This is a genomic window from Streptomyces sp. NPDC051738, from assembly GCF_044453205.1.
Taxonomy (GTDB): domain Bacteria; phylum Actinomycetota; class Actinomycetes; order Streptomycetales; family Streptomycetaceae; genus Streptomyces.
This window is the reverse complement of the sequence record NZ_JBITCM010000035.1, coordinates 1-12,218: the sequence shown is the minus strand read 5'-3', so window position 1 is coordinate 12,218 and position 12,218 is coordinate 1. Positions and strand designations below refer to the sequence as shown.

Annotated in this window: 14 protein-coding genes; 7 read left to right on the top strand and 7 right to left on the bottom strand. The window is 69.4% G+C overall.

What is annotated here, in order from left to right:
- Positions 1 to 40 precede the first annotated feature (40 nt).
- The 3 genes from ACIA8X_RS44630 to ACIA8X_RS44620 form a co-directional block, all read right to left on the bottom strand.
- Positions 41 to 814, bottom strand: coding sequence for a transglycosylase SLT domain-containing protein (locus tag ACIA8X_RS44630; RefSeq protein WP_393443157.1), 774 nt, complete (start codon positions 812 to 814; stop codon positions 41 to 43).
- 299 nt (positions 815 to 1,113) lie between these two features.
- Positions 1,114 to 2,229 carry an S-adenosylmethionine:tRNA ribosyltransferase-isomerase gene (locus ACIA8X_RS44625; protein ID WP_399460677.1) on the bottom strand — a complete coding sequence of 372 codons (1,116 nt, stop codon included), beginning with the start codon at positions 2,227 to 2,229 and terminating at the stop codon, positions 1,114 to 1,116.
- Positions 2,226 to 2,924, bottom strand: a complete 699-nt coding sequence (locus ACIA8X_RS44620; protein WP_399460676.1) for an SDR family NAD(P)-dependent oxidoreductase — start codon at positions 2,922 to 2,924, stop codon at positions 2,226 to 2,228. Before ACIA8X_RS44620 ends, ACIA8X_RS44625 begins: the two co-directional genes overlap by 4 nt.
- Before the next feature lie 214 nt (positions 2,925 to 3,138).
- On the opposite strand from ACIA8X_RS44620, the gene ACIA8X_RS44615 reads away from it, so the two are divergent.
- The 3 genes from ACIA8X_RS44615 to ACIA8X_RS44605 all read left to right on the top strand — a co-directional run bounded on the left by ACIA8X_RS44615 (position 3,139) and on the right by ACIA8X_RS44605 (position 5,365).
- The gene (locus ACIA8X_RS44615; protein ID WP_399460675.1) at positions 3,139 to 4,317 is read left to right on the top strand and encodes a GAF domain-containing sensor histidine kinase; all 1,179 of its coding nucleotides are present in this window, start codon (positions 3,139 to 3,141) and stop codon (positions 4,315 to 4,317) included.
- Positions 4,310 to 4,951 (top strand): response regulator transcription factor, encoded by a 642-nt coding sequence (locus ACIA8X_RS44610; RefSeq protein ID WP_126390802.1) that lies wholly within the window; start codon positions 4,310 to 4,312, stop codon positions 4,949 to 4,951. Before ACIA8X_RS44615 ends, ACIA8X_RS44610 begins: the two co-directional genes overlap by 8 nt.
- Positions 4,952 to 5,119: 168 nt before the next feature.
- Entirely contained in the window at positions 5,120 to 5,365 is a 246-nt protein-coding gene (locus ACIA8X_RS44605) for a chaplin (RefSeq protein ID WP_393443165.1), read from the top strand.
- A 213-nt stretch (positions 5,366 to 5,578) separates the two neighbouring features.
- Here the strand turns inward: ACIA8X_RS44605 and ACIA8X_RS44600 are convergent, their stop codons facing one another.
- The gene (locus tag ACIA8X_RS44600) at positions 5,579 to 6,367 is read right to left on the bottom strand and encodes a hypothetical protein (RefSeq protein WP_393443167.1); all 789 of its coding nucleotides are present in this window, start codon (positions 6,365 to 6,367) and stop codon (positions 5,579 to 5,581) included.
- Between the two features lie 146 nt (positions 6,368 to 6,513).
- Between ACIA8X_RS44600 and ACIA8X_RS44595 the strand changes: the two genes are divergently transcribed.
- From ACIA8X_RS44595 to ACIA8X_RS44585, 3 genes are all read left to right on the top strand, one after another.
- Complete coding sequence (locus tag ACIA8X_RS44595; RefSeq protein WP_393443169.1) at positions 6,514 to 7,311, top strand: ABC transporter ATP-binding protein; 798 nt, start codon at positions 6,514 to 6,516, stop codon at positions 7,309 to 7,311.
- 105 nt (positions 7,312 to 7,416) lie between these two features.
- Positions 7,417 to 7,848, top strand: coding sequence for an NfeD family protein (locus ACIA8X_RS44590; protein WP_399460674.1), 432 nt, complete (start codon positions 7,417 to 7,419; stop codon positions 7,846 to 7,848).
- Between the two features lie 133 nt (positions 7,849 to 7,981).
- Positions 7,982 to 8,929 carry an SPFH domain-containing protein gene (locus ACIA8X_RS44585; protein WP_399460673.1) on the top strand — a complete coding sequence of 316 codons (948 nt, stop codon included), beginning with the start codon at positions 7,982 to 7,984 and terminating at the stop codon, positions 8,927 to 8,929.
- Positions 8,930 to 9,067: 138 nt separating this feature from the next.
- On the opposite strand, the gene ACIA8X_RS44580 is transcribed toward ACIA8X_RS44585, so the two are convergent.
- The 3 genes from ACIA8X_RS44580 to ACIA8X_RS44570 all read right to left on the bottom strand — a co-directional run bounded on the left by ACIA8X_RS44580 (position 9,068) and on the right by ACIA8X_RS44570 (position 11,087).
- Complete coding sequence (locus ACIA8X_RS44580; RefSeq protein ID WP_093907365.1) at positions 9,068 to 9,574, bottom strand: HNH endonuclease; 507 nt, start codon at positions 9,572 to 9,574, stop codon at positions 9,068 to 9,070.
- 147 nt (positions 9,575 to 9,721) lie between these two features.
- Positions 9,722 to 10,261, bottom strand: coding sequence for a YbhB/YbcL family Raf kinase inhibitor-like protein (locus ACIA8X_RS44575; RefSeq protein ID WP_399460672.1), 540 nt, complete (start codon positions 10,259 to 10,261; stop codon positions 9,722 to 9,724).
- Positions 10,262 to 10,304: 43 nt separating this feature from the next.
- Positions 10,305 to 11,087 carry a sporulation protein gene (locus tag ACIA8X_RS44570; RefSeq protein WP_393443177.1) on the bottom strand — a complete coding sequence of 261 codons (783 nt, stop codon included), beginning with the start codon at positions 11,085 to 11,087 and terminating at the stop codon, positions 10,305 to 10,307.
- Between the two features lie 140 nt (positions 11,088 to 11,227).
- Here ACIA8X_RS44570 and ACIA8X_RS44565 point away from each other — a divergent pair, with 140 nt between their 5' ends.
- Positions 11,228 to 11,878 carry a DNA-3-methyladenine glycosylase gene (locus ACIA8X_RS44565; RefSeq protein ID WP_393443179.1) on the top strand — a complete coding sequence of 217 codons (651 nt, stop codon included), beginning with the start codon at positions 11,228 to 11,230 and terminating at the stop codon, positions 11,876 to 11,878.
- The last annotated feature ends 340 nt before the right edge of the window (positions 11,879 to 12,218 follow it).

Sequence of the window (12,218 nt, the reverse complement as noted above, 5' to 3'; positions counted from 1 at the left end):
CCCTTCGGCGTATGTGAGTGGAGGCCTGCGCCTACCTCACTCAGTACGCGCTGTTGACGTTGTCGATCGAGCCGTACCGGTCGGCCGCGTAGTTGGCGGCGGCGGTGAGGTTGGCGACCGGGTCGTACTGGCTCTTGGCCGTGCCCGGGACGTGGTACGCGTCGAAGGTCGGCTTGATGACCTGCAGCAGACCGATCGACGGGACGCCGTTCTGGGCGTTGATGTCCCAGTTGTTGATGGCGTTCGGGTTGCCCGAGGACTCCCGCATGGTGTTGCGGTACAGGCCGTCGTAGGTGCCCGGGATGTTGTGCTTCTTCATGATGTCCAGGGCCTCACGGATCCAGCCGTCGAGGTTGTTGGTGTAGCTCTTGGCGGCGACCGGCTGGACCTGTATGCGCTTGGCGGACCGGCTCGCGGCCTCCTTGGCCTTGCGCGCAGCCTCGGCCTTCTTCGCGGCGGCAGCTTCGGCGGCCCGGTGCTCGGCGGCAGCCTCCGCGGCCCGGTGCTTGGCGGCGGCCACGGCGGCCCGGTGCTTGGCGGCAGCCACGGCGGCCTTGTGCTTGGCCGACATCTCCTCGGCCTTCACCTTGTCGCCGGCCAGCTGGTCGGTGACGCTGCCCTTGACGTCCTTGATCTGCTCATTGCTGTATGCCACCTGGCCCGTGGAGGGCTCGGCCGTGATCGTCTGGGCGTTGCCGGGGACGGCGGAGAAGGCGAGGGCGGCGGCGCCGAGCGTGGCGACACCCGCGATCGCGATCTTGTGCCGCTGGGTCAGCGCACGAATAGGACCGCGGTTCTTGGTGTTCTTGAGCATGGCAGATTGACCTCTTCGAATAGCGCGGAGGTCGCTCGCTGTCCGGCGGGGGACACGGGTGCTTCCGGCACAAACGCCGCGGGGAGAACCCACGGCGTTGAGCGACGAGAGCAATTCTTAGCGGCCGCAAAATTGCGTGGCAAAGGTGTGACGTACGATCCTCGATAGTGGAGCCGGGAAGGGCAAAATAGGACAGACGGGACCGTCTGCGCCGTTCAAATGGGACGCCTCTACCTACTACGGACTTTCGTACGTGACGTGCGCCCTATGTGCGGGCTCACATCGGCCACGTAACGGTCTCACCAGCAGTTGCTGGCGCAATGCTCTGCGTGAGGGTCCTCCGACGGGAGGATGAGATGCACGTCGCCGAACTCGTGCCAGAGGTAGAGCCCCTGCAGCGCCTCCTCGTAGCTGCGGTCGACAGCGGCCCGCCCGGCAACCGCCTCCAGCATCAGCAGATGCGAGGCCTCCGGCTCGTGCAGCCCGGTCAGCAGCCCGTCCACCACCCGCACCCCGCGCTGCGGCGTGACGACCAGGTCCGTCCACCCTTCACGCGCGCGTACGACCCCGTCGGCGTCCGCCGCCGACTCCACGGCCCGCACGGCCGTCGTCCCGACCGCGACGACCCTCCCGCCTCCGGCCTTCACCGCATGGATCAGCCGGGCCGACGCCCCCGGCACCGCGAACCGCTCCGGATACGGCGGCTCGTGCGCCTCGGCCGAGGCCACCCCGGTGTGCAGCATGATCGGCGCGAACTGCACCCCCCTGCTCACCAGCTCCGTCACCATCCGCACCGTGAAGGGCCGCGCCGCACTCGGCATCTCCGCGCTGCCCGTCCCGTCGGCCGACGGTAGGGCGAACACCGTCTGGTAGGCGGAAAGCGGCTGGTCCCGCTCCGTGTAGGAGTAGCGGATCGGCCGCCCGTGCTCACGCATCAGCGCGAGGACCCCGGCGCCTCCTGTCCGCTCCGCAGCCCCCTCGGGCCCGGCGACCCGCGCCCACCACAGCCGCTCGCTCCCCGCGCTCAGTGGCTCCTCCAGCACGAGCCGCACTCCACCCGGCACCAGCACCTCAGTCCCCGCGGACACTCCCGCACGCACGCGCGTGGTGCCCCGCTCGTCGGGATCCCGCAGCTCGACCGCCCAGCGCCCGTCGTCCCCGCGCGTGGAGAAGTGCACCACTACGCGCGCGTGCCCGATCCGTCCGTCCACGGCGGCGGCCAGAGTCTGCGAGGTGTTGACGACCAGCAGATCCCCGGCCCGCAGCAGCCGCGGCAGCTCGCCGAACGCGTGATGCGACACCTGGGTGCCACGCGACACGAGCAGCCGTACGGCATCCCGGTCCAGGCCGGGCCCGCGCTGCTCGGCCGGCATCCGGGCCGACAGCTCCTCCGGCACCCGCACCGCCAGCGTCATCGCCGCCCCTCCAGCAGAGACGGCGCCCCATAGCGCCCGCTCGCCGGACGCTCGTCCAGCAGCCGCAGGAAAGCGGGCACCACACTGGCCGGCGCCGGCCGCGCATCGTCGTCGTCCGGTACGGCCGCCGCGTACAGGTCCGTGCCCATGTCCCCGGGGTCGACCGCCCAGACCCGCAGCCCGGCCTCCTCCTCGCCGAGCACCGCCGCGAGATGGTCCAGCGCGGCCTTCGACGCTCCGTACCCGCCCCACGTCTCATACGCCTCGGAGCCGGCGTCCGAGCTGACCGTGATCACGGTGCCCGCCGCGGACGCCCGCAGCAGCGGCAGCGCCTCCTGGACGAGGGCCAGCGCGGCGATCACGTTGACCTCCAGCGCCCTGCGCAGCCCCTGCAGCGGCAGCTCGTCCAGCCGTACCAGCGGCTCGGCGCCCAGCGCGCTGGCGTTGCTCACCAGCAGATCGACGCCGCCCAGCCTCCGCCCGGCCGCCACCAGCTCGGACCGGTGCCAGGCGTCCGTGACGTCCCCCGGCACGGCCGTCACGCGCGTGCCGTACGCCCGGAGCCCGGCCGCCGTCTCCTGGAGGACCTCCACGGTCCTGGCGTCGAGCACCAGATCCCAGCCCCGCGCGGCCAGCGCCTCGGCGAGCGCCCGCCCCAGTCCCTTCGAGGCCCCCGTGATGATCGCTACCGGCATGACAACCGTCTCCTCGTCCGAGCCCGCCTCCGATCGGCGGTGCCCTCAACGTAGGAACCGGCACGCCCGCCCCGCCTCGGACGCGGGCCGCAAAACCGCGGGGCCCTTCGTCCTACGCCGCCGAACCCGGGACCACAGCCCTAGGTCCCGGGCCTCACCCGGTGGCCACCACAGGTCCGATCCGACTGTCACACCCCGCCGGTACCGTGAGGGCATGAGTCAAGGCCCCAGGTCCGGCCTAGCCGCGGTGAGCTCCGCGCTGCTGGCCATGAGCAGGCATCTGGAGGTGCGCGACGTCCTCAAGACGATCGTCGCCTCCGCCCGCGAACTGCTCAACGCGCAGTACGCCGCGCTCGGCGTGCCCGACGACCACGGCGGCTTCGCCCAGTTCGTGGTCGACGGGGTCAGCGACCAGCAGTGGAAGGCCATCGGCCCGCTGCCCCGCCAGCACGGCATCCTCGCCGCGATGCTCCAGGACGCCAAGGTCGAGCGCCTCGCCGACGTCCGCAAGGATCCCCGCTTCGAGGGCTGGCCGTCGGCCCACCCCGACATGTCCGACTTCCTGGGCCTGCCCATCCGCGACGGCGACGAGGTCATCGGCGCGCTGTTCCTCGCGAACAAGCTGCGTTCTGTGGGGGGAAACCCCCCACACCCCCCGCGCCCCAAGCCGGAAGGCAGTTGTGGCTTCACCGAGGAGGACGAGGAACTCCTCTCCATCCTCGCCCAGCACGCCGCGATCGCCCTCACCAACGCCCGCCTCTACGAGCGTAGCCGCGAACTGACGATCGCCGAGGAACGCTCACGCCTCGCCCACGAACTGCACGACGCGGTCAGTCAGAAGCTGTTCTCCCTGCGTCTGACGGCCCAGGCCGCCGCAGCCCTCATCGACCGCGACCCGTCCCGCGCCAAGGGCGAGTTGCACCAGGTGGCCGCGCTCGCCGCCGAGGCCGCCGACGAACTGCGCGCCGCAGTCGTCGAGTTGCGCCCCGCAGCCCTCGACGAGGACGGCCTCGTCGCCACCCTGCGCACCCAGATCCAGGTCCTCGACCGCGCCCACACCGCGCGCGTGACCTTCGCCGGCCGCGGCGTGAAGGCCCTGCCCGCCGCCCAGGAGGAGGCCGTGCTGCGCGTCGCCCAGGAGGCCCTGCACAACGCCCTGCGGCACTCCGGGGCCGAGCACGTCGACGTGACGCTGGACCGGCGCGGCAGCGGAGCCGTCCTGCGGGTCACGGACGACGGCAGCGGCTTCGACCCGACGGCGATACGCCGAGCCGGGCGCCACCTCGGCCTGGTCTCCATGCGGGACCGGGCGAGCGGCGTCGGCGGCACGCTGACCGTGGAATCGGCGCCCGGCAAGGGCACCACGATCGAGATGGAGGCCCCCGGTGGCTGACGCAATCAAGGTGCTGCTCGTCGACGACCACCAGGTGGTCCGCCGGGGCCTGCGCACCTTCCTCGAAGTGCAGGACGACATCGAGGTCGTCGGCGAGGCCGCCGACGGCGCCGAGGGAGTGGCCCGCGCCGAGGAACTGAAGCCGGACGTCGTCCTCATGGACGTCAAGATGCCGGGCATGGACGGCGTCGACGCCCTGCGCAAGCTCCGCGAACTCGACAACCCCGCGCGCGTGCTGATCGTCACCAGCTTCACCGAACAGCGCACGGTGATCCCGGCCCTGCGCGCGGGCGCCGCCGGCTACGTCTACAAGGACGTGGACCCCGACGCCCTCGCCGGCGCCATCCGTTCCGTCCACGCCGGACACATCCTGCTCCAACCCGAGGTCGCGGGCGCCCTGTTGTCCCAGGAGGAGGCCAACTCGGGGCAGGGGAGAGCGGGCTCGCTGACGGAGCGGGAGCGCGAGGTCCTCGGCCTGATCGCGGACGGCCGCTCGAACCGCGAGATAGCCAGAGCCCTCGTCCTGTCGGAGAAGACCGTCAAGACCCACGTCTCGAACATCCTGATGAAGCTCGACCTGGCGGACCGCACCCAGGCCGCGCTGTGGGCCGTACGCCATGGCGTGACCGGCTGAAACGCTCTCCGCAGGACGTCACCGACGGCAATACGGAGCGTTCCGCTCCGGACTGAGATTCATACCGTCGTGGGAATGTCCCCCAGATGGCGCATCCTCCGTGGATCTCCGGCGTTCTCCAGTGCGTGCTGCGGCGACTGCCGCGGCAACCGCAAGGAGGGCTTAGAAGTGAAGAACCTGAAGAAGGCAGCGGCCGTGACGATGGTGGCGGGTGGCCTGCTGGCCGCCGGTGCCGGAATGGCCTCCGCCACCGGCCACGCGCAGGCCGACGGTGAGGCCGTGGCCTCCCCGGGCATCGCCTCGGGCAACGTCGTCCAGGCCCCGGTCAAGGTGCCGGTCAACGTCTCCGGCAACACCGTGAACGTGGTCGGTCTGCTGAACCCCGCCTTCGACAACCAGGCCGTCAACCACTGACGACCACCCCGAAGCGAGCAGTGACCTCCGGCCTCCCGGGTACCCCGGGAGGCCGGTCTGTTTACTGAAGGCCAGGGTCTTTCCAGCGCCGGCCAGCGAAATCCAGCCCGTCCGGCATTTGAGGACGAGGCCCCTTCAGGGCCGATACCGGGGTCTGGGGGGCAGAGCCCCCAGGCACGCCCACACCAACGCCGAGCACCAGGCAACCGCCCCTCACCGAACCCCCCGCTCCCGCTCCTCCACAACGGAGTTGTACGCAGCCACCTGCGCCCGCCGAGCCACCCGCTCCACCGGCCGCAACGCCTCCGCCCGAGCCCCCATCTCAGCGGAGCTCACCGCACCCCCATGCCCGTTCTCATACGCCAGCGAGACCAGCAACCCCACCCGCTGCGCCAGCTCCAGCACCCGCACCGCCCGCGGCGGATACCCCGGCGCCAACACCTCCCGCCCCCGCTCGGCCCGCGCCCGATACGCATCGATCGCCGCCTCCGCCACCGGCCCCGACCCGGCGACATCCAACCGCGACAACACCTCGGTCGCGTCCCGCAAGGCCTCAGCCAGCTCCCGCTCGGCCTCCCCCAAGGAGGGCACATCAGCAGGGGGCGCCTCCCGCACGGCCAGGCAGCGCCAGACGACCTCGACATGCACATCACCGTCGGGCCCGGCCTCGTACACCTCCGGCACCAGCCCGAACGCGGCGCCGTGACAGACGACCGCCTCCTCGGCCTCCATCGCCCGCGCATTGAACTCCGGCGGGCCACTCAGCCCCAGCGGATGCCCCGGAGCGGGCAGCGCGATCCGCAGCCCGTTCACCCCGAGCGCCCGCAGACGCCCCAGCGCCAGCGTGAGCCCGACGGGCGCCGACTCACCCGGCAGCCCTTCCACGCGGTGCACGGCGTCGTCCCCGACGATCTCGAGCACAGCGTCATCCGGCGAGACAAGTCCGGCCAAAAGGGCATTTCCCCAAGCGGCAAGGCGCCCTGAACGTGGTTCCGAAAGCATGCCTCCACCCTAAGGACCGGACCGATGGAATGAAGCGCCGGACGGGTGGCGTAGATTTCGTTGAGGGCTGCGCCCACAGGCGCACGCGACCACCGAGACGCCGAGACGCCGACACCGGTCACACTGCAAGGGGAGACAACGCGCTCATGAGCGATGTTCTGGAGCTTCAGGACGTATCCGTGGTCCGTGAGGGCCGGGCTCTGGTGGACCAGGTCTCCTGGTCGGTCAAGGAAGGCGAGCGCTGGGTCATCCTCGGCCCCAACGGCGCCGGCAAGACCACCCTTCTGAACCTCGCCTCCAGCTACCTCTACCCCAGCAAGGGCACCGCCACCATCCTCGGCGAGCCCCTCGGCAAGCCCGGCACCGACGTCTTCGAGCTGCGCCCGCGCATCGGCATGGCCGGCATCGCCATGACCGAGAAGCTGCCCAAGCGCCAGACCGTCCTCGAGACCGTGCTGACCGCCGCGTACGGCATGACCGCCACCTGGCACGAGGACTACGAGGACGTCGACGAGCAGCGCGCCCGCGCCTTCCTCGACCGCCTCGGCATGAGCGACTACGTGGACCGGAAGTTCGGCACCCTCTCCGAGGGCGAGCGCAAGCGCACCCTGATCTCCCGCGCCCTGATGGCCGACCCCGAGCTCCTCCTCCTCGACGAGCCCGCCGCCGGCCTCGACCTCGGCGGCCGCGAGGACCTCGTACGCCGCCTCGGCCGCCTCGCCCGCGACCCGATCGCCCCCTCGATGCTCATGGTCACCCACCACGTCGAGGAGATCCCCCCGGGCTTCACCCACGTCCTGATGATCCGCCAGGGCAAGGTCCTCGCCGCCGGCCCGCTGGAGCTCGAACTCACCTCCCGCAACCTCTCCCTCTGCTTCGGCCTCCCTCTCGTCGTCGAGCAGGTCGGCGACCGCTGGACCGCACAGGGCCTCCCTCTGTCCTGACCCCGCCCTCCACCCCGCGAACTCTCGGCGAAACCCCGGTAAGAAGGCCCGTCAAACTGATCGGCGCCCTGTCCGCGACAGGGCCTGCGGTCATACCATGACCATGTGGAAATCGACGCGTGGGTATGGTGGTTGATCGGAGCGGCAGCGCTCGGCATCGGGCTCGTGATCACCGCGATGCCCGAACTCGGCATGCTGGCGGTGGGCGCCGTCGCGGCCGCCGCGGTCGCCGGCCTCTTCGGTGGTGACGCCGTCGTCCAGGTCGTGGCTTTCGTCGTCATCTCGACCGCACTCATCGCCGTCGTACGGCCCATCGCGAACCGACATCGCGCACAGCGGCCCCAACTCGCCACCGGCATCGAGGCATTGAAGGGCAAACAGGCCGTCGTACTGGAGCGAGTCGACGCCTCAGGTGGCCGGATCAAGCTCGCCGGAGAGGTCTGGTCGGCACGCTCCCTCGACACCGACCGCGCCTACGAAGTAGGCCAGGAAGTGGACGTCGTGGACATCGAGGGCGCCACGGCGATCGTCATGTGACCTCGCACGACGTAAGTGGCGCGAACGCGCCACGGGTCACGCGACGGTCTGTCAGACTCGACCAGCAAGATCTTCAACAGACATAAGATCTGCCGAAGTTGCCGCAGCGAAGAAGGGATACGGGGAAACGACGATGGAACCGGTCATCATCGTCTTGATCATTCTGGTGGTGTTGGTCTTCATCGCCCTGATCAAGACGATCCAGGTCATCCCACAGGCGAGTGCGGCCATCGTCGAACGCTTCGGCCGTTACACGCGGACACTCAACGCGGGCCTCAACATCGTGGTCCCGTTCATCGACACCATCCGCAACCGCATCGACCTGCGCGAACAGGTCGTACCGTTCCCGCCGCAGCCGGTGATCACCCAGGACAACCTGGTCGTGAACATCGACACGGTCATCTACTACCAGGTGACCGACGCCCGCGCCGCCACCTACGAAGTGGCCAGCTACATCCAGGCGATCGAGCAGCTGACGGTCACCACGCTCCGCAACATCATCGGCGGCATGGACCTCGAACGCACCCTGACCTCCCGCGAGGAGATCAACGCGGCCCTGCGCGGCGTCCTCGACGAGGCGACGGGCAAGTGGGGCATCCGCGTCAACCGAGTCGAACTGAAGGCGATCGAACCCCCCACCTCCATCCAGGACTCGATGGAGAAGCAGATGCGCGCCGACCGAGACAAGCGCGCCGCGATCCTCACCGCCGAAGGTACGCGCCAGGCCGCCATCCTCACCGCCGAAGGTGAGAAGCAGTCCCAGATCCTGCGCGCCGAGGGTGAGGCCAAGGCGGCGGCACTGCGAGCCGAGGGTGAGGCTCAAGCAGTCCGCACGGTCTTCGAGGCGATCCACGCCGGCGACCCGGACCAGAAGCTCCTGTCCTACCAGTACCTCCAGATGCTCCCCAAGATCGCCGAGGGCGACGCCAACAAGCTCTGGATCGTCCCCAGCGAAATCGGCGACGCCCTCAAGGGACTCTCCGGCGCGATGGGCAACCTGGGCGGCCTGGGCGGCGGCAACGGGTCGTCCGGCAACAGCGGTTCAGGCAGGGAACGCCGAGAGAACCCGCCGATCGACTGACGCCAAGTCGGCCGTACGACAAAGGGGCCCGCCTTCTGAGGAAGGCGGGCCCCAAAGGCTTTTCAGGGACGCGGGGAACTGCGTGACAAGCCACAACGCACCCGCAGCCGACGAACTCCAGGTCCTACGGCGACTGGTTCACGCCGCGTCCAGAGCAAGCCAATCCGGCAGCGCGGCAAACTCGTCGGCGCCCAGCGCCAACAGCATCGCATCGGCAGGCGTCGGCTCGAACGGCTCCCGCAGCAGCGGCATACCCGCCTGCTCAGGCGTCCGGTCAGCCTTCCGATGGTTGTCCTCCGCACACGAGGCGACCGTATTCAGCCACGTGTCCTGCCCACCCCGCGACCGCGGCACCACATGGTCCACCGTCGTGGCCCTGCGACCGCAGTACGCGCACCTGTGCCGGTCCCGCACCAGCACACCCCGCCTCGACCACGGCGCTTGTCTTCGGAACGGCACTCGTACATACCTGCACAGCCTGATCACCCGGGGCGCGGGTATGTCGACCTCGGCTCCCCGCATACGCAGTTCGGGGTGGGCCTGCTCGACGACGGCCTTGTCCTGGAGCACCAGAACGACGGCTCGATTCAACGTCACCGTCGACAGCGGCTCGAAGCTCGCGTTCAGTACCAGCGTGTCCCGCATGACCAGCCCACCTCCCGTGTGCAACCTGCCCACCCCCTGGCGGACTGGGATCAACTCTGGCCGGGCACGCCGAGATGGACAACGAAATAAAAAATGCCCGCCCCCGATCACTTCCATGACCAGGGGCGGGCAAACGTTCCATGAACGTCAGGCTTCGGCGGGCGCCTCGTACTCACCGATCGCATGGGCACGCGCGAGGGCGTGGAACCGCAGGTTGAAGCCGACGACGGCCGGGCTGGCGTCCGAGTCCGGACCGAGTTTCTCCTGGTCCACGGCGTACACCGTGAACACATAGCGGTGCGGCCCGTCCCCGGGAGGCGGCGCGGCACCACCGAAGTCCTTCGACCCATAGTCGTTCCGCGCCTGTACGGCACCCTCCGGCAGCCCCTCGAACTTGCCGCTGCCCGCCCCCGCCGGCAGCTCGGTCACCGAGGCCGGGATGTCGAAGACGACCCAGTGCCAGAACCCGCTGCCCGTAGGGGCGTCCGGGTCGTAGCAGGTCACGGCGAAGCTCTTGGTCTCGGCCGGGAAGCCCTCCCAGCGCAGCTGCGGCGAGGTGTTGCCGGCCGCGTAGACCTGAGCGTCCTTGAGGGTCCCGCCGTGCACGACGTCCTCGCTCGCGACCGTGAAGGACGGCACGGGCGGATGGAAGTCGTGCGGCAGCGGCCGCCTCTTCAGCTCGGTCACGTCGATACCTCCTGATGGAACAGTGGAATCCGTAGTTCCGAGCCTAGAACCAGTTGCGCTTGCTGCCGACCTCGGACAGCCACTGGTTGAGATACGCCGCCCAGTCGGTCCCCTGGAAGTCGTTCAGACCCACCTGGAACGACCGGAAGGTGTCGCTGCCCTCGCTGAACAGCCCCGGCTTCTTGTCCATTTCGAGGACGACGTCCATCGCGTTCTCGTCCGCGACGAAGCTCAACTCGACCTGGTTGATGCCCCGGTACTGCTGCGGCGGGAAGAACTCGATCTCCTGGTAGAACGGCAGCTTCTGCCGCGTACCGCGGATGTGGCCGCGCTCCATGTCCGCGTTCTTGAAGCGGAAGCCCAGCTGGATGAAGGCGTCGAGGATCGCCTTCTGCGCGGGCAGCGGGTGCACGTTGATCGGGTCCAGGTCGGTGGAGTCCACGGCCCGCGCGATCGCCAGCTCCGTCGTCACACCGATGTTCATGCCGCGCAGGGTCTGACCGTCGATCGTCGTGACCGGCGTCTCCCACGGGATGTCCAGCCCGAAGGGCACCGCGTGCACGCCCCCGGCCTGCAGCTCGAAGGCACCACCCAGCGACAGCTTGGTGAACTCGATGTCCTGCTTGTACTCCGAGTCCTGCCCCTCGACCTCGACACGTGCCTGCAGGCCCACCGACAGGCCCTCGACGTTCTGGTTCACGGACCCGCCCTGAATCCGCACCTCACCCTGGACGACACCGCCCGGGACGACGTTGACCTCCGTCAGCACCGTCTCGACCGAAGCACCGCCGGCCCCCAGGCTCGCGAGCAGCTTCTTGAACGCCATGACTCTCCTCTTCTCAGAGTGGATCCCTGATCCCTACAAACGCGATCCGGCCGTGGCCGGTTCCGCGTCCTCACCCTGGCAAGGCGAGCGCCCCCTGACCACCCCGTTGCGACCACCCGTCTGCACTACCCTCGGACGGCATGATCGTGACCCCCGACCGTACGCCCCTCCCCAGGGACTTCTTCGACCGGCCCGTCCTGGAGGTCGCCCCCGACCTCTTGGGCCGCATCCTCGTACGCACCACACCGGACGGTCCGATCGCCCTGCGCCTCACGGAGGTCGAGGCCTACGACGGCCCGAACGACCCCGGCTCCCACGCCTATCGCGGCCGCACTCCCCGCAATGACGTGATGTTCGGTCCCCCCGGACACGTATACGTCTACTTCACCTACGGGATGTGGCACTGCATGAACCTGGTGTGCGGCCCCGACGGCCAAGCGAGCGCCGTCCTGCTGCGCGCCGGCGAGATCGTCGAGGGCGCCGAACTCGCCCGCCAACGTCGACTCTCGGCCCGCAACGACAAGGAACTGGCCAAGGGCCCGGCCCGCCTGGCCACCGCCCTGAAAGTGGACCGGGCCCTGGACGGCACGGACGCCTGCACCTCCGGCGAGACACCGCTGAGGATCCTTGCCGGCACCCCGATCCTCTCCGACCAGGTACGCAACGGCCCACGCACCGGGGTGGCAGGCGACGGCGGCAACGGTGACATCCACCCGTGGCGCTTCTGGATCGCCAACGACCCCACGGTGAGCCCCTATCGGGCCCATGTCCCTAGGCGCCGCTCAAGTTGACGCGCCTTGGCGGGGCGCGTAACGTAGCCCGAGCCGCTGAACCGGGTACTGCGTAGTCAGCAGCCGGAGCGGCCAACCCACTACTTACGATCACCCTCAACGGGGTCGATTTCGGCGTGCCCGCATGCCCGAATTCGAATCCACAGAGCCCGATTATGAATCGGGCGGGGGAATCAGCTAACGTAGTGAATGTCGAAAGGCCGACGGGCGAAAGTCCAGAGCCTCACGACATCCCGCCGACAGGGAATCGGATCGGAAAAGGATCTGATAGAGTCGGAAACGCAAGACCGAAGGGAAGCGCCCGGAGGAAAGCCCGAGAGGGTGAGTACAAAGGAAGCGT